This window comes from Acidovorax sp. GW821-FHT11A03 (assembly GCF_058809075.1).
This window is the reverse complement of sequence record NZ_JBXASG010000011.1, coordinates 32142-58609: the sequence shown is the minus strand read 5'-3', so window position 1 is coordinate 58609 and position 26468 is coordinate 32142. Positions and strand designations below refer to the sequence as shown.

Below are 26468 nucleotides of genomic sequence, written 5' to 3'. Positions count from 1 at the left end.
GCATATACACAAAATATAGCATCGACGGCCCACGGGCTGTCATTTGGGCCAGGCCGCGCCCCCGCTCGCCTCAGGGCCGCTGGCATGCCGGGCAAAAATAGCTGCTCCGCTGTCCTTGGCGCAGAACGCGTATCGGAGTGGCGCACACGTGGCACGGCGCTCCATCGCGCCCATAGACATTTGCCTGGGTCTGAAAGTGCCCTGCGGTGCCATCCGCATTGGAAAAGTCGCGCAATGTACTGCCCCCCAGCTCCACCGCCCGCGCAAGCACCACGCGAATGGCTTCATGCAGTTTCCGCACCCGTGCGGGCCCAATGCGCGAAGCACTCGTGGTCGGCCGGATGCCGGCCAGGAAAAGCACTTCCGAGGCATAGATGTTGCCGACCCCCACCACAAGCCGGCCGGCCAGGAGCAACTGCTTGATGGGCATCTGGCTCTTTTTCAGCCCCGACTGGAAGGCCGCGAGAGAAAACGCATCGGACAGCGGCTCCATGCCCAATCCCCCGAGCAACTTGGCAGCGACCGGGTCCTCCTCCCCCGTGGCGTAAACCACTGCACCGAACCGGCGGGGGTCATGCAGCCGCAGCGTTCCCTGGCTGGTCACCATGTCGAAGTGATCATGGACGCCCGCCGCAGGCAACCCTCGGGTGAACCGAAGGCTTCCGGACATCCCGAGGTGCAGGAGCAGGACCCCGCTGCTGGTATCGGCCAGCAGGTACTTGCCGCGACGGCGCAGGTCCACCACGTGCTGGCCTATCAGGGTCTGAGGGGGGCAACCCAGGGGCCAGCGCAGGGGTTTTCCCAGTGTGACGGCCTCGATGCGGGCGCCAGTGATGGCATCGGCCAAACTGCGGCGCGTCACTTCCACCTCGGGCAACTCAGGCATACGAAGACCCCGGCAATGGGTTAACAGGCATGGATTATTATGACCCGATGGTGCCATTTCACAGTTTTCGGATCGCCGCATTGACTACCGTTGTCGCGGTAGCTGCCCACTCAGCATGGGCGCAACAGCCGGGGGGCGACGCCCCTCCCGCCACCGGCGAAGCCCCCGTGGCATCCAATCCGGCGCTGGATGCGGAATTGTTTTACGAGATTTTTCTGGGCGAGATCAGTGCTCGGACCGGTGACCCGGGTGCCGGCTACGCGTTCATGCTCGAGGCGGCACGCCGCAGCGCGGATGGACAGCTTTACCAGAGGGCAGCGGACATCGCACTGCAGTCGCGCTCGGGCGAATACGCGCTGGCAGCCGCCAAGGCGTGGAAGGAAGCACTGCCGCAGTCACGGGAAGCCAACCGCTATGTACTCCAGATTCTGGTTGCGCTGAACCGGATTGGCGAAACCCCCGATCTGCTGCGCCAGGAGCTTGCCCAGTCCCCGCCCCGCGCCAAGGCGTCCACGCTTTCCGCACTGCCCCAGATGTACGGGCGCGCGAGTGACAAGGCACTGGCGGCCAAGGTGGTGGAAGCGGCCCTTGTCGACGAACTCGCGCACCCCGCCACCGGACCGGTGGCCTGGGTGTCCCTGGGGCGCCTGCGCATGGCGGCTGGCGACAAGCCGGGAGCGCTGGACGCTGCGCGCAGGGCGCAGGCCCTGGACAACGCCAACGAGGCTGCCGCCGTGCTGGCGCTCGAGTTGATGGAAGAGAACACCCCCGAGGCCGAACCCTTGGTGACACAGGCACTCGCCAAGCAGCCGGTCCCCGAGCTCAGGATGGCGTATGCCCGGGTGCTTCTGGGCTTGCAGCGCTATCCGGACGCCAGCCATCAGCTGGAATTTGTCACCAGGGACAAGCCCGCACTGGTGGAAGCATGGCTGGTGCTCGCCACCTTGCAATTCCAGGACAACCGCCTGCCCGCGTCGGAGAGTTCGCTGCAGCGCTTCATGGAACTTGTGTCGGCCTCTCCGGATGCGGACGTGCGCCAGAAGGGGCTGACGCAAGCCTACTTGCTGTACGCGCAAATCGCAGAGAAGAAGCAGGATTTCGCGGCCGCCGAGGCATGGCTGGGACGCATCGACAATGTCGATGAAGTCTTCAGCGCGCAAAGCCGCCGCGCATCCCTGCTGGCGCGTCAGGGCAAGGTGGCCCAGGCGCGCGCGCTGCTGCGCAACCTGCCCGGTACGTCGGCCGAAGACAAGCGGATGAAGCTGCTGGCCGAAGTGCAATTGCTGCGCGACCTGCGGCTGTACCAGGAGGCCTACGCGGTGCAGAGCGATCTCGTGGCGCTGGCGCCCGATGACGCGGAGCTGGTCTACGACCAGGCCATGCTGGCGGAGAAAGCAGGCCAACCCGAGACGATGGAACGGCTGCTGAGACAGGTCATCGCGCAAAAGCCCCAATACCATCACGCCTACAACGCGCTCGGCTACTCCCTGGCGGAGCGAGGCTTGCGCCTGGACGAAGCCAAGCAGCTGATTCTCAAGGCCATGGAGTTCGCTCCGTCGGACCCCTTCATCACGGACAGCCTGGGCTGGGTGGAATTCCGGATGGGGAACAAGGCGGAAGCGCGGCGGCACCTGGAAACCGCGTACAAGGCGCGTCCGGACGTGGAAATCGCCGCGCACCTTGGCGAGGTGCTCTGGAGCCTGGGAGACAGGGAAGCGGCCGTCAGGGTCTGGAAGGAAGGCCAGCGCGCGAGCCCCGACAACGAGACCCTCAAGGAAACACTGGCGCGCCTCGGAGTCAGCCTTTGATGCGGGGCTGGCAAACGACACCGCTGCACCCCATGGTCGGCCTTGCAGGTCTGCGGCGTTTCGCCGTGTTGCTCGCATGGCTTGCCTGCGCGTTGTGGCTGGCCGGTTGTGCGCAGCCGATGCAAAAAACCGCTCCTGAAGAAGACGCATGGAGCGGTCGCCTGGCCCTGCAAGTCGATGGGCAGGCATCGCAGTCGTTTTCCGCCATGTTCGAGCTGCGCGGCAATGCCCAGAGCGGGGGGCTTGCATTGATAAGCCCCCTGGGCAGCCGCATCGCGCAGCTGGACTGGAAGGATGGGCACGCGCAGCTCGTCAGCGCGCAGGAGACCCGCACCTCCGATTCGCTGGATGCACTGCTGCAGGATGTGACCGGCACGCGCCTCCCCGTCGCGGCCCTGTTTGGCTGGCTCAAGGGCGTGCAAGCCACGGTGCCAGGCTGGAGAGCGGACCTCTCCGCCCTGGAGCAGGGGCGGCTGGTCGCGCACCGGGACGACCCCGTGCCACAGGCCACCTTGCGCATCGCCCTGACCCGCTAGCCCGCATCCCCTCCTCGCGCACCGTTTGTTGCCATGCAAGCCCTGTATGACGTGCCGGCCCCGGCCAAGCTCAACCTTTTTCTGCACGTCACAGGCCGACGCCCGGACGGCTACCACCTGCTGCAGTCGGTCTTCATGCTGGTCGACTGGTGCGACACGCTCCATTTCGAGCGCTGCGCGTCAGGCGAGATCACGCGTGAAGACATCGGCCCCGCATTGCCGGAGATAGACCTCACCATCAAGGCGGCGCGTGCCCTGCAGCAGGCCACGGGCTGCCGCCAGGGCGCGCGCATCGGCGTCTTGAAGAGCGTGCCTTCGCAAGCGGGCATGGGGGGCGGCTCGTCGGATGCCGCAACCACCTTGCTGGCCCTCAATCGGCTGTGGGGCCTGGCCCTGCCGCGCACGGCGCTCGAAAAGATCGGATTGACGCTGGGTGCCGACATTCCATTTTTTTTACGCGGCCACAACGCCTGGGTCGAAGGAATTGGTGAGACAATCACGCCGCTTGAGAAAGCACACCAACTGCCGCCAGCGCGCTTTGCCATCGTGAAGCCCGCAGCAGGCTTGGAGACAAAATCAATTTTTTCGTCACCAAGTTTGAAACGCGATTCAGATAGTGCTACAATCTTAGGCTTTGCTGCAGCACACTTTGACTTCGGTCGAAACGACTTGCAGCCCGTTGCCCAGGCGCTCTGCCCCGAAGTCACCGAAGCCATTGAATGGCTCAGGTCGCGAGGGTTGCAAGGCCGGATGACAGGCTCAGGCAGTGCGGTGTTTGCACAAATGTCACACGCAGTTGATTTGGACCGCGCCCCCGAGGGCTGGCAGATCAAGGCATGTGAAAATCTGATGATCCATCCTCTGGCAGGCTGGGCATCAGACGAGAATTAAGGTTCGCTGCCTTCGGCAGTTGACCTGTGTAGGGGAGTCGCCAAGCTGGTTAAGGCACCGGATTTTGATTCCGGCATGCGAAGGTTCGAATCCTTCTTCCCCTGCCAAATTTCTTTTCGCGTACGGGCTTTTTTTTCAGACTGCTGGGACGCTCATGCAAGCCAACCACCCCGACTTCATGGTTTTCACCGGCAATGCCAATCCTGGCATGGCAGCTGAAATCGCCCAACACCTCGGCACCACCCTCGGTGCAGCCGACGTGGGTCGCTTCTCCGACGGCGAAGTCACCGTAGAAATCAAACAGAACGTGCGTGCACGGGATGTTTTCGTGGTGCAGTCCACCTGCGCGCCGACCAACGAAAACCTGATGGAACTGCTGATCATGGTCGATGCGCTCAAGCGCGCGTCGGCAGAGCGGATCAGCGCCGTGATCCCCTACTTCGGCTATGCCCGCCAGGATCGCCGCCCGCGTTCCACGCGCGTGCCGATCACCGCCAAGGTGGTGGCCAACATGCTGCAGGCCGTGGGCGTTGCCCGGGTTCTGACCATGGACCTGCATGCCGACCAGATCCAGGGTTTCTTCGATATCCCCGTGGACAACATCTACGCATCGCCCGTGCTGCTGGGTGACCTGCGCCAGAAGAACTACGAAGACCTGATCGTGGTTTCGCCCGACGTGGGTGGCGTCGTGCGGGCGCGTGCGCTCGCCAAGCAGCTCAACTGCGACCTGGCCATCATCGACAAGCGCCGCCCCAAGGCCAACGTGTCGGAAGTCATGCACGTGATCGGCGAGATCGAAGGCCGCAACTGCGTGATCATGGACGACATGATCGATACCGCCGGTACGCTGGTGAAGGCGGCCGAAGTGCTCAAGGAGCGTGGCGCCAAGAAGGTGTACGCCTACTGCACGCACCCCATTTTTTCGGGTCCTGCCATCGAACGCATCGCCAAGGGTTCCGCCCTCGACGAAGTGGTGGTGACCAACACCATCCCCTTGAGCGACAACGCCCGGGGATGCACCAAGATTCGCCAGCTCTCCGTGGCACCGCTGATCGCAGAGACGATACAACGCATTGCCAAGGGTGAGTCGGTGATGAGTCTGTTCTCGGACCAGGACAACCTGTTCTGACGCGCTTCCCACGGGAGCGTTGCGGACCGGATTGCGTGCAGGCCTCCTTCGGGAGGCTTGCCTGTTCGAGGGCATTGCATGGGCCTGCCGCCAGGAATGGCACCGCAGGCTTTTTTCAACAGGGCAAGACTGGTCGCGGTCTGTCCTTTTCAGGAGCTAGTTATGAACTTCGTCGCTTTTGAGCGCGCCAAGCAAGGTACGGGTGCGAGCCGCCGTCTGCGCAATTCGGGCAAGACGCCTGGCATCGTCTACGGTGGCACCACCGAACCCCAACTCATCGAGGTGGACCACAACGCACTGTGGCACGCCCTCAAGAAGGAAGCTTTCCACTCCAGCGTGCTGGACATGGAAGTGGCCGGCACGACCTCTAAGGTCCTGCTGCGCGACGTGCAATACCACCCCTACAAGCAGCTCGTCCTGCACATCGACTTCCAGCGCGTGGACGAAAAGACCAAGCTGCACATGAAGGTGCCACTGCACTACAGCGGCGCTGAAGAGTCCAACGCCGTCAAGGTCGACAAGTGCATGGTCAACCCGATCGTGAACGAACTGGACGTGACCTGCATGCCTTCGGACCTGCCAGAGTTCATCGCTGTGGACCTGTCCAAGCTGGAAAAGGGCGCATCCCTGCACCTGAAGGACATCAAGCTGCCCAAGGGCGTGGTGGCCAAGGTCCGTGGTGGCCAGAACAACAACCCCGTTCTGGTGTCCGTGGTGCCTCCGGTCGTGGTCGTCGAGACCCCTGCCGAAGCAGCCCCCGCGGCCGACGCCAAGGGCAAGGGCAAGGGCAAGAAGTAATCAGCCGTCCTTCACGGACGACCCTTTGCTTCTTCCCCACGGCCAGCGCGCTCCGGCGACGCTGGCCACCGAAACGGCCCACCCTGCGTGGGCCGTTTTCATTGGAAGACGCGGCCTGGCGGGCACCGTCCCGCTGCCGGGCAAGCCCCCCTTCCCCGGCGGAGCCGCTCCGCACCCCTTGCAGTTCGCACCACCGCCGCACACGGATAATCCCGCCCATGATCAAGCTGTTTGTAGGCCTTGGAAACCCCGGGCCAGACTACGAGGCCACCCGCCACAACGCCGGTTTCTGGTGGATCGATGCCCTGGCGCGCGAGCTCAAGGCCACGCTGGTGCCCGAGCGCAGCTACCACGGGCTGGTCGCGCGCACCACGGTGCATGGACAGAGCGTGTGGCTGCTGGAGCCGCAGACCTTCATGAACCTCTCGGGCAAGTCCGTCGCTTCGCTGGCGCGCTTCTTCAAGATCCAGCCCGAAGAAATCCTGGTGGTGCATGACGAACTGGACATTCCGCCCGGGCAGGTCAAGCTCAAGCGCGGCGGAAGCCATGCCGGGCACAACGGGCTGCGCGACATCCACGGCCAGCTGGGCTCGCCCGACTACTGGCGCCTGCGCGTGGGCATCGGCCATCCGGGCGTGAAAAGTGAAGTCGCCAACTGGGTGCTCAAGAAACCCTCGCCCGACCAGCGCACGCTGATCGAGGACAGCATCGCCCATTCCCTGAAGGCCTACCCGGCCATGCTGGCGGGGGAGATGGACAAGGCCACCTTGCTCATCCACACCACCAAGCCGCCACGCCCCAAGCCACCCCGTCCCGCGGAAGACTGACCCCCCTGGCGGCGTGGCCCTGCCCACAGGGCATGGCAGTCATTGCTATTTATTTCATAGCATCCTGCGCTTGATACACAAGCGCTTACCGCCTCCAAGGCTTGAAATCAGGCCGGCGGTGCAGCCTGCAGCCGCTGGAATTTCTGCCACAGGGTTTCCCGGTTCTCCACGTGCTGCGGGTTCACGGGGATGCACGCGACGGGGCAGACCTGCACACACTGGGGCTCATCGAAGTGCCCCACGCATTCGGTGCATTTGCTCGGGTCGATCTCGTAGATCTCCTGCCCCAGGTAGATCGCCTGGTTGGGGCATTCGGGCTCGCAGACATCGCAGTTGATGCACTCGTCGGTGATCATCAGCGCCATGCGGCCTCCCTGGGCATGGAGCCGGAAGCAGGGGCCAGAAGGTACGCAGCGCAGTTCATGCTCCGTATTATCCCGCGATGGTGGCATGTGCCTTGCATGCGACACTGCAACCCACCACCGCCGACGGGGATGTTTTTACCGTTATGCTGTGTATACACATTAATTTGACGCACTCGCGCCTTCCTCCTTTTTCCTGACGCCACCCTCCCATGGGCCTGTTTTTCCTCAAGCGATTCATCACCCTCCTGGCCACGCTGATCGGTGCTTCGGTCGTGGTGTTCCTGGTGCTAGAGATCCTGCCGGGCAACGCCGCCCAGATCCTGATGGGCCCCGACGCCTCTCCCGATGCCGTGGCCGCGCTGGCGGCCAAGCTGGGGCTGGATCAGCCCGCCGGCCTGCGCTACTGGAACTGGGTCAGCGGCCTGGTGGTGGGCAACATGGGCGACAGCTATGCCTACAGCTCCCCGGTTCTTGATCTGGTGCTGGAGCGCCTGGCCCTGACCGTGCCGCTGGCCCTCATGGCCATGGTCATCACCACGGTGCTGGCGCTCGCGGCGGGTGTCTACGCCGCCGCGCGCCATAACAAGCTCGGCGACGTGGGCGTGATGGGGCTGGCGCAGATCGGCATCGCCATTCCCAACTTCTGGTTCGCCATCCTGCTGATCCTGCTGTTCTCGGTGAAGCTGCAATGGTTTTCCGCCGGCGGCTTCCCCGGCTGGACGGAGGACGCCGGCGGCGGCCCGCTGGAAGCTCTCAAGGCGCTGCTGCTGCCGGCCATCGCGCTGGCCGTGGTGCAGGCGGCCATCCTCGCACGCATCACGCGCTCGGCCGTGCTGGAGGTGCTGCGCGAAGACTTCGTGCGCACCGCGCGCGCCAAGGGCCTGTCGCAGCGCGCCGCGCTCTGGGGCCACGTGCTGCGCAACGCCATGATCCCCGTGGTCACCGTCATGGGCCTGCAGTTCGCCAACCTGCTGGCCGGCACCATCGTGGTGGAGAACGTGTTCTACCTGCCAGGCCTGGGGCGCCTGATCTTCCAGTCGATTTCCAACCGCGACCTGATCGTGGTGCGCAACTGCGTGATGCTGCTCGCGGCCATGGTGGTGATCGTGAACTTCGTGGTGGACATCCTCTACGCCGTGATCGACCCCCGCGTGAAGGCTTCCGACATCTGATTCCCATGAGCGCCGCCGTGTCCACCCCCTCCTCTTCCACGCCCTCCGCCCCCGGCTGGCTGCACCGCGCCCTGCGCCACCGCAGTTTTGTCATTGGTGCTGTGTTGTCAGCGCTGCTGATCCTTGCTGCGCTGCTCTCCTTCGTCTGGACGCCCTGGTCGCCCTACGAGATGGACTTGGCCAACAAGCTGGCGAGTCCATCCGGCACCCACTGGCTGGGCACCGATGCCTTCGGGCGCGATGTCGCGTCGCTGCTGCTGGTGGGCGCGCGCAACTCCATCCTGGTGGGCGTGATCGCCGTGGGCATCGGCCTGACCATCGGCACGGCCCTGGGCCTGCTGGCCGCCGCCAAGCGCGGCTGGGTGGAAGAACTGATCATGCGGCTGGCGGACTTCACGTTCGCGTTCCCCGCCATCCTCTCGGCCATCATGATGACGGCGGTGTTCGGGGCGGGCATCGTCAATTCCATCATCGCCATCGGCATCTTCAACATCCCCACCTTCGCGCGCGTCACGCGCGCCTCGGCCAACGCCGTGTGGTCGCGCGAGTACATCATGGCCTCGCGCGCCTGCGGCAAGGGCGGCTGGCGCATCACCCTCGAGCATGTGCTGCCCAACATCCTGTCGGTGCTCATCGTGCAGGCCACCATCCAGTTCGCCATCGCCATCCTGGCGGAAGCCGCCCTCTCCTACCTGGGCCTGGGCACGCAGCCACCCCAGCCTTCGTGGGGCCGCATGCTCAGCGAGGCACAGACCCTGATGTTCCAGGCGCCGCTGCTGGCCGTGTGGCCCGGCGTTGCCATCGCGCTGGCCGTGCTGGGCCTGAACCTGCTGGGCGACGGCCTGCGCGACCTGCTGGACCCCCGCCTTTCACGCAAGCGCTGATCCCGCCAAGCAGACCACCAGAATCCCACGATGTCTCTGTTAGAAGTCTCCAACCTCCGCATCCGCCTGCAGACCCACCGAGGCCCCGCCGACGCCGTGCGCGGCGTAAGCTTTTCGCTGGCGCGCGGAGAAACCCTGGGCCTGATCGGCGAGTCGGGCTGCGGCAAGTCCATCACCGCCATGTCGCTCATGGGCCTGCTGCCCGACAGCGCGCAGGTCACGGGCAGCATCCGCTTTGATGGCCAGGAGCTGGTGGGCCGCACCGATGCGCAGATGTGCAAGATGCGCGGCAACCGCATCGGCATGGTGTTCCAGGAGCCCATGACGGCCCTGAACCCCGTGCACACCATTGGCCGCCAGGTGGCCGAGCCCTTGCGTCTGCACCGTGGCATGAGCGCTTCGGCCGCGCGCGCGGAGGCCCTGGCGCTGCTCGACCGCGTGGGCATCCCCCACGCCGCGCAGCGCTTCGATGCCTACCCCCACCAGTTCTCGGGCGGCCAGCGCCAGCGCATCACCATTGCGATGGCCTTGGCCTGCGGGCCCGACCTGCTGATCGCCGACGAGCCCACCACCGCGCTGGACGTGACCATCCAGCAACAGATCCTGGACCTCATCAGCGACCTCGTGGCCGAGCGCAACATGGCGCTGATCCTCATCTCGCACGACCTCGGCGTGATCTCGCAGAACGTGGACCGCATGATGGTGATGTATGGCGGCAGCGTGGTCGAGAGCGGCTCCACCGCTTCCGTCTTCTCCGCCATGGCCCACCCCTACACACGCGGACTGTTCGCGGCACGGCCCCATCTGGGCGCCGTGCATGCACCCGGCCAGCGCCCGCGCCTGTCCACCATCCCCGGCACCGTGCCGGAACTCGTGGACCTGCCGGCCGGCTGCCCGTTCGCCGGGCGCTGCAGCTACACCGTGGATGCCTGCCACCACGATCGGCCCGAAGCCACGCTGGTGGCCACCGATGCCGATGGCGACCACGCGGTGCGCTGCCTGCGCCGCGAAGCCATCGCCGAGGCCCAGAGTGCCCAGGCGGTGAACATTGTCGAGGTGACCGCATGACCCCCCTGGCGTCCCTTTCCAACGCCCCCCTGCTGCAGGTGAAAGACCTGGTGCGTGAATACACGCTGCCGCGGGAACATCTGTTCCAGCCCCCGGGCAAGGTGCATGCACTCAACGGCGTGAGCTTTTCGGTGGCTGCAGGCCGCAGCCTGGGCATCGTCGGCGAATCGGGCTCGGGCAAATCCACCCTGGCCCGCCTGGTGATGGCGCTGGACACACCGACCTCCGGCACCGTCGAGCTGCAGGGCCGCAACCTGCACCAGTTGCCCGCAGAGCAGCTGCGCCACGCGCGGCGCGACTTCCAGATGGTCTTCCAGGACCCCTACGGCTCGCTCGATCCGCGCCAGACGGTGGAGCGCATCGTGACCGAGCCCCTGCAGGCCCAGGGTGAAACCAGCCGCGCCGCCCAGCGCGAGCAGGCCGGCCAGGTGCTGGCCCAGGTGGGCCTGCGCACCAACGACCTCTCCAAGTACCCGCATGAATTCTCGGGCGGGCAGCGCCAGCGCATCGCCATCGCGCGCGCGCTCATCACGCGCCCGCGCCTCATCGTCGCCGACGAGCCCGTGAGCGCGCTCGACGTGTCCGTGCAGGCCCAGGTGCTGAACCTCATGCAGGACCTGCAGCAGGAGTTCGGCATCACGTACATGCTCATCAGCCACGACCTGGCGGTGGTCAACCATCTGTGCGATGAAGTCGTGGTGCTGTACCAGGGCCGCATCGTCGAACGCGGCTCTCCGGCTGAACTGTTCCGCAACGCGCAGCACCCCTACACCCAGTCGCTGGTGGGCGCCGTGCCGCAGGTGCAGCCCGGCCGGGCGCGCGCACGCCGCGCCGCGGCGGCCGCTGCCACGGCCACCGCAAAAACCGCATAACCAAATGCGCACGCGATGGTGTAAAAAGCTTTTGTGCTCCCCGGTAACAAATTGAAATGACACCGGGGCTTTCGTCTGGTTTTTTTGTCTGGAGAGTCCGAACATGCTGAACCGCCGTACCGTCCTAGCCACTGGCGCCATCGCCGCCGTGCCCCTGTCCACCTCGCTCGGCGCCCTGGCGCAGGGCCGCAAAGACGCCGTGGTGCTGGCCATGACGCTCGAACCCCCGGGCCTGGACCCCACGGCCGGCGCCGCATCGGCCATCGCCGAGATCGTGCAGTACAACATCTTCGAGACGCTCACCAAGATCAACGCCGACGGCAGCGTGTCGCCGCTGCTGGCCGAGAGCTGGGAGGTCTCGCCCGACCTCAAGACCTACACCTTCAAGCTGCGCCGGGGCGTGAAGTTCCAGAACGGCGAGCCCTTCAACGCGGCCGTGGTGAAGTTCTCGTACGACCGCGCCGGCGGCGAAAAGAGCACCAACAAGGACAAGCGCACCTTCGCCAACCTCACCACGCAGGTGGTGGACGACTACACCGTCGTGCTGCTCAACAAGGACATCGACCCCGACCTGCTGTTCGTGCTGGGCCAGGCCACCTCCATCATCGTGGAGCCCAAGAGCGCCGACACCAACGCCAACAAGCCCGTGGGCACCGGCCCCTACCAGCTGCAGGCCTGGAACAAGGGCTCCTCCGTGGTGCTGACGGCCTGGGAGGGCTTTCGCGATGCCAAGGCGCTCAAGATCAAGCGCGCCACGTTCCGCTTCATCTCCGACCCCGCCGCCCAGGTGGCCGCCCTGCTGGCCGGCGACGTGGATGCGTTCCCCCGCGTCACGCCCCGCAGCGTGCCGCAGTTCAAGGGCAACCCCAAGTTCCAGGTGGTGGTGAGCGGCTCGCGCGCCAAGACCATCCTGGCGATCAACAACGGCAAGAAGCCGCTGGACGACGTGCGCGTGCGCCGCGCCATCGCCGCCGCCGTGGACCGCAAGGCCGTGATCGAAGGTGCGGGCGACGGCTATGGCGCGCCCATCGGCAGCCACTACGTGCCCGGCGCGTTCGGCTACGTGGACACCACGGGCGTGAACCCCTACGACCCCGAGAAGGCCAAGAAGCTGCTGGCCGAGGCCGGCATCAAGACACCGCTGGAGCTGACCCTGACGCTGCCGCCCACGCCCTACGCCCGCCAGGGCGGCGAGGTGGTCGCCGCCCAGCTGGCCAAGGTCGGCATCATCGCCAAGATCCAGAACGTGGAATGGGCGCAGTGGCTGTCCGGCACCTACGGCAGCAAGAACTACGACCTGACCATCATCTCGCACGTGGAACCGTTCGACCTGGGCAACTTCGCCAAGCCCGACTACTACTGGGCCTACAACTCGCCCAAGTTCAACGAGCTGTTCAACCAGATCAAGAACGCCGCGCGCCCCGCTGACCGCGCACGCCTGCTGGGCGACGCGCAGCGCCTGCTGGCCAACGATGCGGTGCACGCGTTCCTGTACTCCAACCAGTGGATCACGGTGGCCAACAAGAGCCTCAAGGGCCTGTGGAAAGACATGCCCGTGTTCGTGAACGACATCTCCACGCTGTCCTGGAGTTGATGAGACACCCCCCTGAGGCCCTGCGGGCCTTCCCCCCGCTCTCACATCGCTGCGCGATGTGGGCAGGGGGACGCAGCCCTCGCTGCGGGGCGGCCCTTGCTCGGCTGCCCGCGCCTGGGCCGTGCCCTTTTCAGAGGCTGTGGGTGGCGCGCCGAGCAATGAATAGCTGAAACGCTCGGGAGCAGATAACTCCTGAAACAATAGCTGCCAGCGCTTTATCCATAGGCGTTATCAGCCTTTTTTACCAAAAATCCCTCTACCATGACCGCCCTGCACGACCTGCCCGCCCACGACCTCCTGGCCGCCTACCGCGCGCGCCGCCTCTCGCCCGTCGAGGTCACGCAGGCCGTGCTGGCCCACATCGGGCGCTGGGAGCCCCACATAAAGGCGACCTACCTGCTGCGGCCCGAGGCCGCCCTGGCGCAGGCCCGCGAATCGGAAGCGCGCTGGCTGCGTGGCGAGCCCAAGGGCGCGCTCGACGGCGTGCCCAGCACCATCAAGGAAAACATCTCGACGCAAGGCGACCCGACCCCCCTGGGCACCGCCGCTGTCGAACTCGTGCCCGCCGCCGCCGATGCGCCGCCCGCCGCCCGCATGCGCGAGGCCGGTGCCGTCATCGTGGCCAAGACCACCATGCCCGACTACGGCATGCTGTCCTCGGGCCTGTCGACCTTCCACCCACTGTCGCGCAACCCCTGGGACGTGAGCAAGGGCCCGGGCGGCTCCAGCGCCGGCGGCGGTGCCGCCGCTGCGGCGGGCTACGGGCCGCTGCACATCGGCACCGACATCGGCGGCTCGCTGCGCCTGCCCGCCAGCTGGTGCGGCATCTTCAGCCTGAAGCCCAGCCTGGGCCGCATCCCGATCGACCCGCCCTACACCGGCCGTGCCGCCGGCCCCATGACCCGCACGGTGGCCGACGCTGCGCTGATGATGCAGGTACTCAGCCAGCCGGACGCGCGCGACAGCATGAGCCTGCCAGCGCAGGACATCGCCTGGAGCCAGTTCAACAAGGGCGTGGAGCGCCTGCGCGGCCTGCGCATCGGCCTGCTGCTGGACGCGGGCTGCGGCCTGCCGGTGGAACCCGAAGTGAAGGCCGCCGTGGAACGCGCAGCCCGCCTGATGGAGGCCGCTGGTGCCACCATCGTGCCCATGCTGCCCTTCATGACCCAGGCCATGCTCGACGGCATGGACCACTTCTGGCGCATGCGCTCCCACATCGACCTGAAGGCCCTGCCCGCGCAGCAGCGCGACAAGGTGCTGCCCTATATCCGCACCTGGGCCGACAGCGCCGCCAGCATGAGCGGCACCGAGGTCTTCAACGCCAGCCACCAGTTCCACCTCACGCGCGTGAATACGGTGAAGGCCTGCAGCGCGTTCGACTACGTGATCTCGCCCGTGGCGCCGATGCCCGCCTTCCAGGCCGAACTGCCCTCTCCCACCAACGACCCGCTGCGCCCGCTCGAGCACATCGGCTTCACCGTGCCGTTCAACATGTCCGAACAGCCGGCGGCCTCGGTCAACTGCGGCTACACCGCCAGCGGCCTGCCCATCGGCCTGCAGATCGCCGGCGCGCGCTTCGACGACCTGGGCGTGCTGCAGGTGGCCCATGCGTTCGAGCTGATCCGCGAGCCGCAAAAGGCCTGGCCGCTGCCGCCTGCGGCTTAACCCCGAGGGCCCGGTGGGGTGGATGTTGGTAACCTAGGGGTTGGCAACACGCACGCCCCGCGTGCGGCGCCCCCTCCGGGCTGGCCTGCGCCCCGGGCCACCACGACACGCACCACTTCAACGAATCACCGCATGGACATCCTCATCCTGGCGATCCTCATCGCCACCGGCACCTTCATGCTCAACGCCAAGGAGCAGCGCAAGCGCATCGTGCTGCTGGGCAACCATCTGGCCCACTACCAGATCGAAAAGCTGATGGAAGCGCTCACAGACGGCTACCTGCGGGCCCTGGGTGAAAGCACCGATGAGCGCCGCAGCCAGATCTGGAGCCTGCTGAGCACCACCGAACAGCAGCTGAGCGAGCAGTTCAGCCGCTTCGCCGCGGACTTCGCCAAGGTGAGCGACGCCGACGCGCGGGTCAGCCGCCTCGCGATGGCCATCCCCTTCGCCGAGAAGATCCTGCCGGCGTTCACCTTCGACATGCGGCGGGCCCTGGCGATCCATGCACGCGGCATCACCCATGTGGTGCAGAACACCAGCCACCTGTCGCCCAAGGACCGGGCCTACATGATGACGGCGGAGCTGTTCCTGATGCAGCACACCTGCCACTGGTTCTGCAAGTCCAAGACCGTTGCCACGGCCCGCATGCTGGCGCGCCACCAGACGCCGCATGAGCAGCTGGTGGCCTCCGTATCGGCCGAGACACGCAAGGCCTATCTGACGCTGATCAAGGGCGGCTGAGCCCTGCCGCCCAACAATGCCCCCATGCCATCCACCGCCACGCACGCACTGACCGACAGCCTGGGCAACACCGCCACCCTGCGCGAGCCAGGCAGCGCGGCGGCGTTGAATGACTTCGTGGAAGGCTTCATCGCCTGCGAGGCCCGCGCGGTGAACGTGCTGCAGGCCGCCGGCGACCCCAGCGCCATCGTGCAGGCCTGCTGCGCGGCACTGCACATGTTCGCCGAATCGGCGCAGGCCCCGGGCAACGCGCGCCCCTTCATTGACCGGGCGCTCGCCCATGCCCCTGCGGCGAGCGAGCGCGAACAGCGCTTCGTGGCCGCCGTCGCCGCCTGGGTTCACGGCGACCTGCCGCGCGCCATCGCGCTGCACGAGGAGCAGGCCCGCCTGTTCCCGCGCGACCTGGCCTCCCTCAAGCTCGGCCAATACCACTTGTTCAACCGCGGCGACTCACCCGGCATGCTGCGCCTGGCGCTGCAGGCCCTGCCCGCTGCCGCCGACGTGCCCTACCTGCACGGCATGCTGGCCTTTGGCTGGGAGCAGTGCCACCGGCTCACCGAAGCGGAAGCCGCCGCGCGCCATGCGGTGCGCCTGTGCCGCAAGGAACCCTGGGCCCACCATGCCCTCGCACACGTGATGCTGACACAGGGGCGCATCGGCGAAGGCGCGGACTTCATGGCCGGCGTGAGCGACACCTGGACGGGGCTCAACTCCTTCATGGTCACGCACAACTGGTGGCACCAGGCACTCTTCCTGCTGGAGCAGGACCGGCACGCCGAGGTGCTGGCGCTGTACGACAGCCAGGTGTGGGGCGTGGTCAAGGAATACACGCAGGACCAGATCAACGCTGTCTCGCTGCTGGCGCGGCTGGAACTGGCGGGCGTGGATGTGGGCCACCGCTGGGCCGACGTGGCCGGCCACCTGGCACTGCGCCTGTCCGACCATGTACTGCCGTTCCTGGACCTGCAGTATCTCTACGGCCTGGCCCGCGCGGGCCGCACGGAGGCGGCACGCACGCTGCTGCGCAACATCGAGGCCCACGCCGCCACGCGCACCGAGGCACATGAACGCACCGTGTGGAAGCAGGTGTGCGAGCCCGCCGCGCGCGGCCTGCTGGCGCATGCGCAAGGCGACTGGGCCACGGCGGCGGAGCAGCTGGGCCTGGCATTGCCACGGCTGCTGGAGATCGGCGGCAGCCACGCGCAGCGGGATTTGTTCCACCAGATCTGGCTGGATGCGCTGCAGCGCAACGGGCAGTGGGCGGCGGTGCAGAACCTGCTGCAGCCGATGGCCAATGCGCAGCCGGAGTCGGTGCGGCTCGCGCGGCAGGTGGGGGTGGTCAATGGCGCCCTGGGGCTGCTGCTGCCACACCAGGGATAGCGGAGCCCGGCGATAGAAGCAGGCGCGGGCGCGGCCCGCCCTCCCCTGTGCCTGCCGCCAGGCTATCTCACCAGCAGCTTCGTCTGGTCATACACCGGCTGCGCCGGCAGGTCCGCCAGATGCCGCACATCGGCCCAGTCCAGCACCTCCACCACATCGCCATCCACCCGCACGCGGTTCAGGCCGGCGTTGGGGATGTCGCTCTGGCGCGGGCCGTCCAGGCCCGTGCCGCGCGCGGTGCGCCAGATCATGTCGAGCACGCCGCCGTGGGTGACCACCATGACTTTTTTCCCCGTGTGCCGCAGCGCGATGCGGCGCACGGCGTCCATCACGCGGGTGTGGAACTGGCGCGTGGTCTCGCCGCCGGGCATGCCGTAGTCGGCATCGAAGCGCAGCCACTGGGTCCAGGCATCGGCGTGTTCGATCTTGATGTCGTCCACGCGCTTGCCGTCCACCACGCCGAAGCTCTGCTCGCGCAGGCTGCTGTCGGTGAGGGTGTCGATGCGCAGTTCCGGGAACAGCACCTGCAGGCTGGGCGTGGCGGTCTGCTGCGTGCGGATGAGGTCGCTGCAGACCAGGTGGTCCACCACGATCTGTTCCGCGGCCAGGCGTTCGGCGAGGCGGCGGGCCTGTTCGTGGCCGGTGGCGTTGAGGGGCACATCCACGTGGCCCTGGAAGCGCAGTTCGCGGTTCCAGTCGGTCTCGCCGTGGCGGATCAGAATCAATTCAGTCATGCATGCCATTATCGAATGCATGCACATGATTGCAAGCACTTTTGACTGCTAGCGCTTATGCAACAAGCGCTGATAGCTATGTTTTTTATAACAGCAGCCTGTCCACCACCCACCGTGCGGCACGTCACCGCATGGGCACGATGAGCACTTTGCGGCGCGGCTGGCAGCCAGGGCCTTCGTAGGCGGCGCTGTCGCGCTGCCAGCCATGGCCCGGCGAGGCTTGCGCGCAGACGCGTGCGCCATCCACCATGCTGCGCCAGTAGTACCAGGGCGCGGGGGCGGCCTGTGCGGGCGGCATCAGCGGTGCCAGCAGGGCGAGGGCAAGCAGGGAGCGGGCGACAACCGGCATGGGGGTGGTGAAGATATCAGGCGTGGGTTCCGCCCATGCTACGCACCGTGCGCCGGACCGATGCCCGGAAAAGCGGCAATATCGGCGGCATCGGCGGTCACGATCCAGCCTTCGAGCGGGTCCAGCCCGGGCGGCAGGCCGTAGAGCGCGTCGCCCTCTGCATGGCGCTGCTGGGCCCAGGCGGCCTGCAGCAGGCACAGCACGGCGTCCAGGCTGTCGCCGCTCGCGTCGTCCACCAGCACATCGCGCTGCGCGTGGCTGAGCTTCAGGCGCAGGCCCAGCCGGGTCTGGCCCATCTCCAGCGCATTCACAAGGTCCTTGCGGGCAATGAGCCGGTCGGGCGTATGCTTGGCGCGGTCGTCGCTCTTGTAGCTGCGCCGCCGCAGCACTTCGCGCGCCAGCAGCCCCGGGTAGGCTTCCAGCGCCACGCGGCGCGGGTCTCCGCCGTGCAGGCCCGGCAGATGGACACCGGCGTCCAGCAGCAGCGGCAAGCCCGCGTGCAGCATGTAGGCCACGGGCGGGTTCACCCATTTCATCGACGGGCTGGAGCGCGCGGGCCCGTCGGTGGCGCGGTGCGCGAACTTGCCGCCCTCGGGGCGTGCGTCGCAGAACGCGGCGAACTGGTCGCGGATCTGCGCGCGGCTGAGGCCGCGGTAGTGCTGCATGCAGGCGCGCCACTGCACCGGCCAGCCCAGCGCCCGCACCAGCTCGCGCGGCAGGCCGAAGGGCAGGTCGAAGCCGCCCACCCAATCGCCCGGCCGGGCGAGCCACTCGCCCAGCGCGGCCAGCGTGTCAAAGCGCTCCAGCGCGGCGAGCTGTACCCGCGCGCCCTGCCGCTGGCCCAGCGCCAGCACGACGGGCTTGCGCCGCGTGGGGCTGCTGGAGAAATCGCAGCCCAGCAGCAGGGGACGGATGGGCTCCGCCATGACGGCCTACCCCAGCGCCAGGGCGGTGACACCCGCGGCAATGCACAGCGCGCCAAAAATGCGCGCCACGCGGTCGCCCTCGCCCAGCAGGTGGCCGCCGATGAGCGCCGCGAACAGCATGGACACCTCGCGCGCGGGCGCCACGTGGGACATGGGCGCCTCGCGCATCGCGTACAGCACCAGCACGTAGGCCACGGGGCTCACCGCCGCCACCAGCAGCGCGAAGCGCCACTGCGCCAGCCACAGCGCACGGGCCGTGGGCAGGTCGCGCAGCACCACGGGCGCGAGCAAGCCCACGCGCACGAAGTTGCCCATGTAGTCCACCAGGATGGGGGACATCAGCAGGATCTTGACCGCATAGCCATCCACCACGGTGTAGCTGGCGATGAAGGCGCCCGTGAGCAGGCCGTAGAGCATGCCCTTGTGCACGCGCGCCCGGGCGGCAGGGTCGTGCGCGGCGCGCAGCAGGCCCGGGCCGCCCGCGATCAGGAACACCCCGCCCACCACGCCGGCGATGCCGGCCACGCCCAGCGCCGAGATGCGCTCGCCCAGGACCGTCACCGCCACCAGCGACGACAGCAGCGGCCCGGAACCGCGCGCCAGCGGGTAAACGACGGTGAGATCGGCCTTGCTGTAGCCGCGCAGCAGGATGACGAAGTAGCCCACGTGCAGCAGCCCGCTGGCCGCGACGAAGGCCCACTCCGTGGCCCCCCACAGCGGCACGGCATCGCGCCCCAGGTACCAGCCCAACGGCGCCCAGATGACCATCATGATCACCGAGGTGAAGAACGCGAACCGCGAATCGCCCCCGGCCTTCTTGGCCACGATGTTCCAGCACGCGTGGATGAGGCCGGCAAGGATGATGAGGGCGAAGGCGGTAAGGGTCACGGATGAGAAGAAGAGCGGCCTGAATGCAAAAAGCCGCAGAACCGGGTGGGCTGCGGCCGAAGCAACGAGGCCAGAGCATCAGCGAAAAGTGGGGTGACTTGTGTAGCGAGCGGTCTCAGCCTGGGTGGAGGAACGCAGCCGCAGTCCCGTGCGGCGAGTACCGCAGGCCCGGGGTGTGGCCGCGCAGCAGCAAAACACCCCGCCTTTCAGGCTCTGCCGATGATGGAGGCCGTGGCCATCAGTTCTTCGAGCAGCGCGAACGACACCTTGCCCGACACGGCATAGGGGTCCAGCTCGGGCTTCTCCGAGTACTTGAGCAGGATGGAGTGGTTGATCTTGGACAGGTTCACCTGCCCCATGGTCCAGCCACCGAAGCGGCGTTCGGCGATTTCTTCGTAGTGCAGCAGCTCCACGTTCTTGTGGCGCGGGTCCTTCTGGATGTGGCCGTACAGGTCGCTCACCGCGGAGCGCCCGCCTTCGATGGCCTGAAGGAACACGCCGCCGCCGTAGCACAGCACCCCGGTGATGCCGCAGCCCGGGTTGTGCTGGCGCGACTGCGTCAGGATGGCTTCGATGGCGGCGGGCGAAGTGTCCACCGCGCGGCTGGCATAGAGCAGGCGTACGAGCATGGTCAGTTCCTTCCAGGGATGAGGGACAGAAATTCGCGGCGCAGCGCCGAATCTTTGAGGAACACGCCACGCATCACGGAGTTGATCATCTTGCTGTCCATCTCGCGCACGCCGCGCCAGGACATGCAGAAGTGGCTGGCCTCCATCACGATGGCCAGGCCGTCGGGCTGGGTCTTTTCCATGATGAGGTCGGCCAGCTGCACCACGGCCTCTTCCTGGATCTGCGGGCGGCCCATGACCCAGTCCACCAGGCGCGCGTACTTGGACAGGCCGATCACGTTGGTGTGTTCGTTGGGCATCACGCCGATCCAGATCTTGCCGATCACCGGGCAGAAATGGTGGCTGCAGGCGCTGCGCACGGTGATGGGGCCCACGATCATGAGCTCGTTCAGGTGCTCGGCGTTCGGGAATTCCGTGATGGCCGGCTGCGCCACGTAGCGGCCCTTGAACACCTCGTTGAGGTACATCTTGGCCACGCGGCGCGCGGTGTTGTTGGTGTTGTGGTCGCCTTCGGTGTTGATCACCATGCTGTCGAGCACGCCCTGCATCTTGACCTCGACCTCGTCGAGCAGCTTCTCCAGCTCGCCGGGCTCGATGAACTCGGCGATGTTGTCATTGGCATGAAAACGCTTGCGGGCAGCGGCAAGGCGCTCTCGGATCTTGACGGAGACAGGCGTGCCTTCATCATCCGGCGGGGTAGACGTCATATCGGCGGCGGGTTGGCTGGACATGGCCAGAATCGTAACAGCGATTGACACACCGCAGATTTCAAAGGTTTTTGGCCTCCACCGCTTGATGGCAAAGCGCCAACAGCTATGCTATTCATAGCAATACTTGCCAAGGGCGCCGCCCCACGCCAGTGCCACCGTGGAAGCGGCTTTGCCGGGCCACGGGTGGCGACCCCCAGGGGAAAGCGGCGCAGCCGCTCAGGGCGGCTCAATAGCTTTTTCCGGTGATCCACAGCGCCAGCCGCATGAGGCCGAAGGCAATGCGGTCCAGCACGCGCTGGCGCAGCGGGCGGCCCGCGTAGCGCGCCGGGTCCATGCGCCGGCCGGCATGCTGCATCGCATGCACCAGGCGCTGGCGCAGGTCGGTGGCAAAGGCGGCGTCCTCCACCACCACGTTGGCCTCGCGCGCCAGCAGCAGGCTCAAGGGGTCGAGGTTGGACGAGCCCACCGTGGCCCAGGGCCTGTCGTCCATCGCGTCGATCACGGCCACCTTGGCGTGCAGGAAGCTGGGCGCGTATTCGTGGATCTCCACCCCCGCCTCCAGCAGCGCGCCATACACGGGCCGTGCCGCGTGGTACTGCATGAAGTACTCGTAGCGCCCCTGCAGCAGCAGGCGCACCCGCACGCCCCGGCGCGCCGCCATCACCAGCGCGCGGCGCAGCTTGCCGCCGGGCATGAAATAGGCGTTGGCGATGATGACTTCGTGCCGCGCGGCGCCGATGGCGCGGCGGTAGGCCTTTTCGATGCGGCTGCGGTTGCGCACGTTGTCGCGCAGCACCAGCGCGGCGCGCATGGGCGGGCCGGCCTCGGCGGCCTGCAGCGCATGCTTGGCCGCGCTGGCGGCGCGCAAGGCCCGCAGGGCCTCGGGCAGGCGGCGCTGGCGCGCGTCGCGCACGGCCTGCATGCGCCACCACAGCTGGTCCATGGTCTCGCTGGCCGATGCCACCAGGCTGCCCGTGGCCTGCACCGCGAAGTCAAAGCGCGGCGCCTCCAGCGCGCCGTGGTTGGGGTCGTGGAAGTCGTCCAGCACGTTGATGCCGCCGCAAAACAGCATGCAGCCGTCCACCACGCACAGCTTGCGGTGCAGCCGCCGCCACCGGTGTGGCAGCAGCAGACCCAGGGGGCCGAGCGGCGAATACACGCGGTACTGCACGCCGGCCGCCTGCAGGCGCTGCGCCCAGCCGTGGGGCAAGGCGCCCGTGCCCACGCCATCCACCACCAGCTGCGTGCGCACGCCGCGCTGCGCCGCGCGCATCAGGGCCTCGGCCACGGCTGCGCCCGCGCCGGTGAAGTCGAAGATGTAGGTCTCGAACTGGATGTCTGACAGGGCGGCGTCCATGGCCTGGATCAGCGCGGGAAAAAGCTCCTCGGCCCCTTGCAGCAGGCGCACCTGGTGGTCGTCGGAAAATCCTGCCCCATGGGCCCGCGCGAAAGGCTTTCTTCTCATTTCGGCAGCCCGTCGCCCGGCGGGGGCGTCGCCCCTTCCAGGGAGGAAGGCGCCGCGAACGGCACAACGGGGGTCATAGCCTGAACTCGGCGATCAGCGGGAGGTGGTCGGACATGCGCCACCAGATGCGGCCGCGCGGCACATGCAGCGACAGCGGCGTGAGGCCGCGCACGTACACATGGTCCAGCTGCGCCAGCGGCAGCCGCGCCGGGTAGGTGAAGGTGCGCGGCGCGTCGAACTCGTGCAGCGCAAAGCTGGCCAGCATGCGCTTGACCTGCTGGCCCCAGTCATTGAAGTCCCCGGCCACCACGACGGGCGCGCCGGACGGCACCTCGCGCTCGATGAAGCGCTGCAGGCGTTCGATCTGGCGGATGCGGCTGCCGGGAATGAGCCCCAGATGCACCACGATCACGTGGATGCGCCGCCCGTGGGCATCCACCTCGACATGCAAGAGCCCGCGCTGCTCGAAGCGGTGGTCCGAGATGTCTTCGTGCTGGTGCCCGATCACGGGCCAGCGCGACAGCAGGGCGTTGCCATGTTCTCCGTGTTTGGTGGTGGCGTTGGTGCGGTACACGGCCTCGTAGCCCTCGGGCGCGAGGAACTCGGCCTGGGGCAGTTCGGGCCAGCGCTGAAAATAGGTCGCCTCGCGCCGGTGGAGCTTGCGCACCTCCTGCAGGCAGACGATGTCGGCGTCGAGCTGCTCCACCGCCAGGCCCAGGTTGTGGATCTCCAGCCGGCGCGCGGGCCCGATGCCCTGCACGCCCTTGTGAATGTTGTAGGTGGCCACCCGCAGAATATCGTCGTGTTCCATGTCCTGATTGTGTCGCAAGCCGCACTGGCTGCGGGTTTGCCCGACGCTGAAAGCCGCGGCGGCGGTTTACACTTGGTTGCACTCCACTCCCCCGCCATGGCGGGCCGGCACACACCCTGATGGCTACCGAGAACGACCCATCCGCCGCGCCTGCGGTGCTGGCGCTGATCGTCGACAGCAATGCCACTTCCCGCAGCATCCTCGTGGGCCAGTTGCGCGAGTACGGCGTGACCCGCATCGTGCAGTGCACCCGGGTGCAGGATGCGCGCAGCCGGCTGGAGCACACGGTGTTCGACTACGTACTGTGCGAGCAGTATTTCGGCGAATCGGGCTATTCGGGCCAGACCCTGCTGGACGACCTGCGGCGCGCGCAGCTGTTGCCCTTCTCCACCGTGTTCTTCATGGTCACGTCAGAGGCCTCGTACGCCGCCGTGGCCGAGGCCGCCGAGTCCGCGCTCGACGGCTATCTGCTCAAGCCCTTCACGCCCAGCGCGCTCTTCGAGCGCCTGAGCCTGGCGCGCCTGCGCAAGATCCATCTGCGCCCGATCTTCGACGCCATCGAGGCCGAGGATTTCGAGCGTGCCGCGCAGCTGTGCGTGGAGCGCTTCGAATCGCGCCAGCCCTACTGGCTGTATGCCGCGCGCATCGGCTCCGAACTGCTGCTGCGCCTGTCCCGCCACGACGAGGCCCGCACGCTGTTCGAGGCCGTGATCGCCGCCCGCGCCCTGCCCTGGGCCAAGCTCGGGGTGGCACGCGCGCAGATCGAATCCGGGCAGGCGGCGCGGGCCATCACCACGCTGCAGGAGCTGATCGGCGAGGACGCCTCCTTCGCCGACGCCTACGACGTGCTGGGCCGCGCGCAGGTGGAACTGGGCAACTTCTCGCAGGCCATCGAGACCTACCGCACGGCCAGCGGCCTCACGCCGGATTCGGTGGTGCGGCTGCAGAAGCTGGGGATGATGTCGTACTACATGGGCGACCGCGAAACTGCCACCAAGGTGCTGGCACGGGCGGCCGTGCTGGGCATCGACTCCAAGCTGTTCGACTTCCAGTCGCTGGTGCTGCTCACGTTCTCGTACTTCGCCGACAACGACCGCAAGGGCATCGAGCGCTGCATGGCCGACTTTGGCCGCATCCTGGAGCGGCACGAGTCCAGCGCCCGCATCCGGCGTTTCGCGGCGGTGGCGCGCACGCTGCAGCTCATCCAGCAGCGCCAGTTCTCGCAGGCCGTGGAATCCGTGCGCGGCATGGCCGGCGAGATCACCTCCAGCGGCTTCGACTTCGAGGCCGCGTGCAACCTGGGCAGCCTGCTGGCCGTGCTCGCGGTCACCTCGATCGACCTGTCCGAGGGCGAGGGCTGGGTGCGCGCGCTGGGCATGCGCTACGCCAACACACGGGGCCTCACCGAGCTGCTGGCCAACGCCTGCGGCCTGCACGCACCTTACGGGGAGATGGTGCGCGACTGCCTCGTGCAGATCAACAAGACCGCCGAGGCCGCCATGGCACAAAGCCTGGCCGGCGACCCGGCGGGCGCCGTGAACCACCTGCTGCTGCAGGCCGGGCACACGCTCAACTCCAAGCTGGTGGACATGTCCCAGCAGGTGCTGCTGCGCCACCGCGCGCGCATGGCCTCGCCCGAAACTCTGCAGGACGCCATCGACGCGCTGCGCACGCGTGTGGGCACCGCGCCCACGCGGGCGATCCTGGGGCAGGACAGCGAACGCCGGCCCGGCGGCGTGGTGCTGCGCGTGCGCGGCGGCGGCGATGAGCCCACCCGCATCCCGTCGCCGCCCCAGGACAGCCTGGCCCCCGACCCCGCCGAGCCTCCCGACCCCGCGGCCGCGCTGCGCCTGCGGCCGGTCTGAAAATCCCGGGAACGCCGCTGGACGGGCGCCCCTCCGGTGCCATCGGCGACGCGCCTGGCGCCCCCCAAGCCTCAGGCCTGCCCGGCGAACCGGGGCAACAGCAGGCAGGCTTCGGCGTTCGACGCGGAAAAACAGGCGTCCGCGGCGGCCTGCCAGGGTAGCCACCGGAACGCATCGTGCTCGCGCGGGCTGAGCACGACCGGGGTGCCTGAAGGCACGCGCAGCCCGAACACACGCTCCCGGTTGCGCACCACGCCGGGCGCGTAGCGGTACAGCCACTGCGGCCAGATGTCGTAGACGTTCTCCAGCGCCCAATCGGTCAGCACGCAGCCGGGTGACCGCGCATCGATGCCGGTTTCCTCCGCCACCTCGCGGCGGGCCGTCTCCTCAAAAGGCTCCTCCAGGCGGTCCTTGCTGCCGGTGACGGACTGCCAGTGCCCCTCGCCGCCCACGCGGCGAATCAGCAGCACCTCCAGCGCCGGGGTGTGGATCACCACCAGCACCGACTCCGGGAGCTTGCAGGGCCGCTGCGCTGCCACCATGGCGCCCTCCTCACCCGCCCCTGGAGCGCGTGGCGGCGGCGGTGGTGGGCACGGGCGGGGGCAATTCCTTGGCCTGCAGCGCACGCACCTGCACCACCAGCTGGTTGTGCGCATCCAGGAACGCCGCGGCGATGACCTTGCCCTCGTTGGTATTGCTCCAGCCCGCCCCCGCCGCGCCACCGAGCTTGCCGAACACGAGCCCGCCCACCCCCAGGTCGGTGGTGCGTGCCGCCCCGGTGGCCGCGGCCACCTGCTCGGTGGTTTCGTTGTCGGACAGCAGCAGGGCCGTCTGCGCCTCCTTGAACTTGACCTGCTCCACCAGACCGGCCAGGCCGGCAATGTCGCGCAGCACCGGAATCATCGCGATCACCCCGGCCAGGCCGCGCCCCGCATCCTGCTCGCTGAAGGTCAGGCTAGGGGTGAGCGTGTACTGCGCCTCATAGCCCTTGCCCTTGGCCACGGTGGAGTTGTTCTTGCGCAGGATGCCGGAGTCCTTCAGGTCCTGCTCCTGGATGGTGCCGCGCAGGCCGGCCGAGCGGTCCACCACGCGAAAGCAGCCGCTTTGCTGCGCCAGCAGCTTGACCAGGGGCACGGGGGATGCCGGCAGGTGGTAGCCCGAACCCACGGTGTAGCCGTTGGGGTTCTCGGCCAGCGCCAGCGTGGCCACGGGTGCTTCGCAGCGGACCAGCTCGCGGGCGGCGTTCTGCGCGCCCTGGGGCCCGGCCGAACCGGTGACCACCGAGCCGCCCTGGCCCAGTTCGGTCTTCTTTTCGCCGCAGCCCGCCAGGGCCAGCAGCAACACCCCTGCCAGCAGGGCCGGGATCGTCATGGAACGCATGGAAGGCTTCCTTTCAACGCTGGGGAACCAGCCAAGAAAAAAGCGGCATGGGGCCGAGGCCCCTGCCGCTTTGTGGTGCGATGCCGCCGGAGTGC

General features: G+C 67.5%; 27 protein-coding genes and 1 tRNA gene. 16 read left to right on the top strand and 12 right to left on the bottom strand.

Features of this window, described 5'->3' with window-relative positions; translation table 11 throughout:
* Positions 1-70: 70 nt before the first annotated feature.
* Positions 71-886, bottom strand: coding sequence for a bifunctional DNA-formamidopyrimidine glycosylase/DNA-(apurinic or apyrimidinic site) lyase (gene mutM, locus AC1RVY_RS24405; RefSeq protein ID WP_492254713.1), 816 nt, complete (start codon positions 884-886; stop codon positions 71-73).
* A 29-nt stretch (positions 887-915) separates the two neighbouring features.
* Between mutM and AC1RVY_RS24400 the strand changes: the two genes are divergently transcribed.
* The 7 genes from AC1RVY_RS24400 (at position 916) to pth (ending at position 6875) form a co-directional block, all read left to right on the top strand.
* Positions 916-2694 carry a tetratricopeptide repeat protein gene (locus tag AC1RVY_RS24400; protein WP_492808666.1) on the top strand — a complete coding sequence of 593 codons (1779 nt, stop codon included), beginning with the start codon at positions 916-918 and terminating at the stop codon, positions 2692-2694.
* 119 nt (positions 2695-2813) lie between these two features.
* On the top strand, positions 2814-3230 hold the full coding sequence (locus AC1RVY_RS24395) for a lipoprotein insertase outer membrane protein LolB (RefSeq protein WP_492808664.1): 417 nt from the start codon (positions 2814-2816) through the stop codon (positions 3228-3230).
* Positions 3231-3263: 33 nt separating this feature from the next.
* The gene (gene ispE / locus AC1RVY_RS24390; RefSeq protein WP_492808662.1) at positions 3264-4121 is read left to right on the top strand and encodes a 4-(cytidine 5'-diphospho)-2-C-methyl-D-erythritol kinase; all 858 of its coding nucleotides are present in this window, start codon (positions 3264-3266) and stop codon (positions 4119-4121) included.
* A gap of 30 nt (positions 4122-4151) precedes the next feature.
* Positions 4152-4228: transfer RNA gene (locus AC1RVY_RS24385), tRNA-Gln, on the top strand.
* A 47-nt stretch (positions 4229-4275) separates the two neighbouring features.
* Complete coding sequence (locus AC1RVY_RS24380) at positions 4276-5250, top strand: ribose-phosphate pyrophosphokinase (protein WP_218293527.1); 975 nt, start codon at positions 4276-4278, stop codon at positions 5248-5250.
* 162 nt (positions 5251-5412) lie between these two features.
* A complete protein-coding gene (locus AC1RVY_RS24375) occupies positions 5413-6048 on the top strand; it encodes a 50S ribosomal protein L25/general stress protein Ctc (protein ID WP_218293526.1) in 636 nt (211 codons plus the stop codon).
* Between the two features lie 218 nt (positions 6049-6266).
* Complete coding sequence (pth, locus tag AC1RVY_RS24370; protein WP_218293525.1) at positions 6267-6875, top strand: aminoacyl-tRNA hydrolase; 609 nt, start codon at positions 6267-6269, stop codon at positions 6873-6875.
* Between the two features lie 107 nt (positions 6876-6982).
* Here pth and AC1RVY_RS24365 read toward each other — a convergent pair whose 3' ends face one another.
* Positions 6983-7240, bottom strand: a complete 258-nt coding sequence (locus tag AC1RVY_RS24365; RefSeq protein ID WP_218293524.1) for a YfhL family 4Fe-4S dicluster ferredoxin — start codon at positions 7238-7240, stop codon at positions 6983-6985.
* A gap of 209 nt (positions 7241-7449) precedes the next feature.
* Here AC1RVY_RS24365 and AC1RVY_RS24360 point away from each other — a divergent pair, with 209 nt between their 5' ends.
* The 8 genes from AC1RVY_RS24360 to AC1RVY_RS24325 all read left to right on the top strand — a co-directional run bounded on the left by AC1RVY_RS24360 (position 7450) and on the right by AC1RVY_RS24325 (position 16616).
* On the top strand, positions 7450-8412 hold the full coding sequence (locus AC1RVY_RS24360; protein ID WP_218293523.1) for an ABC transporter permease: 963 nt from the start codon (positions 7450-7452) through the stop codon (positions 8410-8412).
* Between the two features lie 5 nt (positions 8413-8417).
* The gene (locus tag AC1RVY_RS24355) at positions 8418-9296 is read left to right on the top strand and encodes an ABC transporter permease (protein WP_218293522.1); all 879 of its coding nucleotides are present in this window, start codon (positions 8418-8420) and stop codon (positions 9294-9296) included.
* 30 nt (positions 9297-9326) lie between these two features.
* Positions 9327-10364 (top strand): ABC transporter ATP-binding protein, encoded by a 1038-nt coding sequence (locus AC1RVY_RS24350; protein WP_369641682.1) that lies wholly within the window; start codon positions 9327-9329, stop codon positions 10362-10364.
* Positions 10361-11236: an ATP-binding cassette domain-containing protein gene (locus AC1RVY_RS24345; RefSeq protein WP_218293520.1), complete on the top strand. Its 876-nt coding sequence runs from the start codon at positions 10361-10363 to the stop codon at positions 11234-11236. The genes AC1RVY_RS24350 and AC1RVY_RS24345 overlap by 4 nt, the downstream gene beginning before the upstream one ends.
* A 103-nt stretch (positions 11237-11339) precedes the next feature.
* Entirely contained in the window at positions 11340-12830 is a 1491-nt protein-coding gene (locus AC1RVY_RS24340; protein ID WP_492808659.1) for an ABC transporter substrate-binding protein, read from the top strand.
* Positions 12831-13091: 261 nt separating this feature from the next.
* Positions 13092-14495, top strand: a complete 1404-nt coding sequence (locus AC1RVY_RS24335; RefSeq protein ID WP_492254709.1) for an amidase — start codon at positions 13092-13094, stop codon at positions 14493-14495.
* A 132-nt stretch (positions 14496-14627) separates the two neighbouring features.
* A complete protein-coding gene (locus AC1RVY_RS24330; RefSeq protein ID WP_218293517.1) occupies positions 14628-15236 on the top strand; it encodes a hypothetical protein in 609 nt (202 codons plus the stop codon).
* 24 nt (positions 15237-15260) lie between these two features.
* The gene (locus tag AC1RVY_RS24325) at positions 15261-16616 is read left to right on the top strand and encodes a tetratricopeptide repeat protein (RefSeq protein ID WP_492808657.1); all 1356 of its coding nucleotides are present in this window, start codon (positions 15261-15263) and stop codon (positions 16614-16616) included.
* A gap of 62 nt (positions 16617-16678) precedes the next feature.
* Here AC1RVY_RS24325 and AC1RVY_RS24320 read toward each other — a convergent pair whose 3' ends face one another.
* The 8 genes from AC1RVY_RS24320 to AC1RVY_RS24285 all read right to left on the bottom strand — a co-directional run bounded on the left by AC1RVY_RS24320 (position 16679) and on the right by AC1RVY_RS24285 (position 23128).
* Positions 16679-17350: a histidine phosphatase family protein gene (locus AC1RVY_RS24320; RefSeq protein WP_492808655.1), complete on the bottom strand. Its 672-nt coding sequence runs from the start codon at positions 17348-17350 to the stop codon at positions 16679-16681.
* A gap of 124 nt (positions 17351-17474) precedes the next feature.
* Positions 17475-17699 (bottom strand): hypothetical protein, encoded by a 225-nt coding sequence (locus AC1RVY_RS24315; protein WP_218341528.1) that lies wholly within the window; start codon positions 17697-17699, stop codon positions 17475-17477.
* Between the two features lie 38 nt (positions 17700-17737).
* Positions 17738-18625, bottom strand: coding sequence for a DUF429 domain-containing protein (locus tag AC1RVY_RS24310; RefSeq protein WP_492808653.1), 888 nt, complete (start codon positions 18623-18625; stop codon positions 17738-17740).
* A gap of 6 nt (positions 18626-18631) precedes the next feature.
* Positions 18632-19513, bottom strand: a complete 882-nt coding sequence (locus tag AC1RVY_RS24305) for an EamA family transporter (RefSeq protein WP_218293512.1) — start codon at positions 19511-19513, stop codon at positions 18632-18634.
* Positions 19514-19719: 206 nt separating this feature from the next.
* On the bottom strand, positions 19720-20142 hold the full coding sequence (locus AC1RVY_RS24300; RefSeq protein WP_010461918.1) for a BLUF domain-containing protein: 423 nt from the start codon (positions 20140-20142) through the stop codon (positions 19720-19722).
* Positions 20143-20144: 2 nt separating this feature from the next.
* A complete protein-coding gene (gene folE / locus AC1RVY_RS24295) occupies positions 20145-20873 on the bottom strand; it encodes a GTP cyclohydrolase I (protein ID WP_218293511.1) in 729 nt (242 codons plus the stop codon).
* Between the two features lie 205 nt (positions 20874-21078).
* Entirely contained in the window at positions 21079-22317 is a 1239-nt protein-coding gene (clsB, locus tag AC1RVY_RS24290; protein ID WP_492808650.1) for a cardiolipin synthase ClsB, read from the bottom strand.
* A gap of 73 nt (positions 22318-22390) precedes the next feature.
* Positions 22391-23128: an endonuclease/exonuclease/phosphatase family protein gene (locus tag AC1RVY_RS24285; protein ID WP_492808648.1), complete on the bottom strand. Its 738-nt coding sequence runs from the start codon at positions 23126-23128 to the stop codon at positions 22391-22393.
* A 119-nt stretch (positions 23129-23247) separates the two neighbouring features.
* Between AC1RVY_RS24285 and AC1RVY_RS24280 the strand changes: the two genes are divergently transcribed.
* Entirely contained in the window at positions 23248-24993 is a 1746-nt protein-coding gene (locus tag AC1RVY_RS24280) for a response regulator (RefSeq protein WP_492254707.1), read from the top strand.
* 71 nt (positions 24994-25064) lie between these two features.
* Here the strand turns inward: AC1RVY_RS24280 and nudB are convergent, their stop codons facing one another.
* Positions 25065-25535 carry a dihydroneopterin triphosphate diphosphatase gene (gene nudB, locus AC1RVY_RS24275; RefSeq protein WP_218293507.1) on the bottom strand — a complete coding sequence of 157 codons (471 nt, stop codon included), beginning with the start codon at positions 25533-25535 and terminating at the stop codon, positions 25065-25067.
* 10 nt (positions 25536-25545) lie between these two features.
* On the bottom strand, positions 25546-26364 hold the full coding sequence (locus AC1RVY_RS24270) for a CsgG/HfaB family protein (protein WP_370627873.1): 819 nt from the start codon (positions 26362-26364) through the stop codon (positions 25546-25548).
* Positions 26365-26468: the final 104 nt, after the last annotated feature.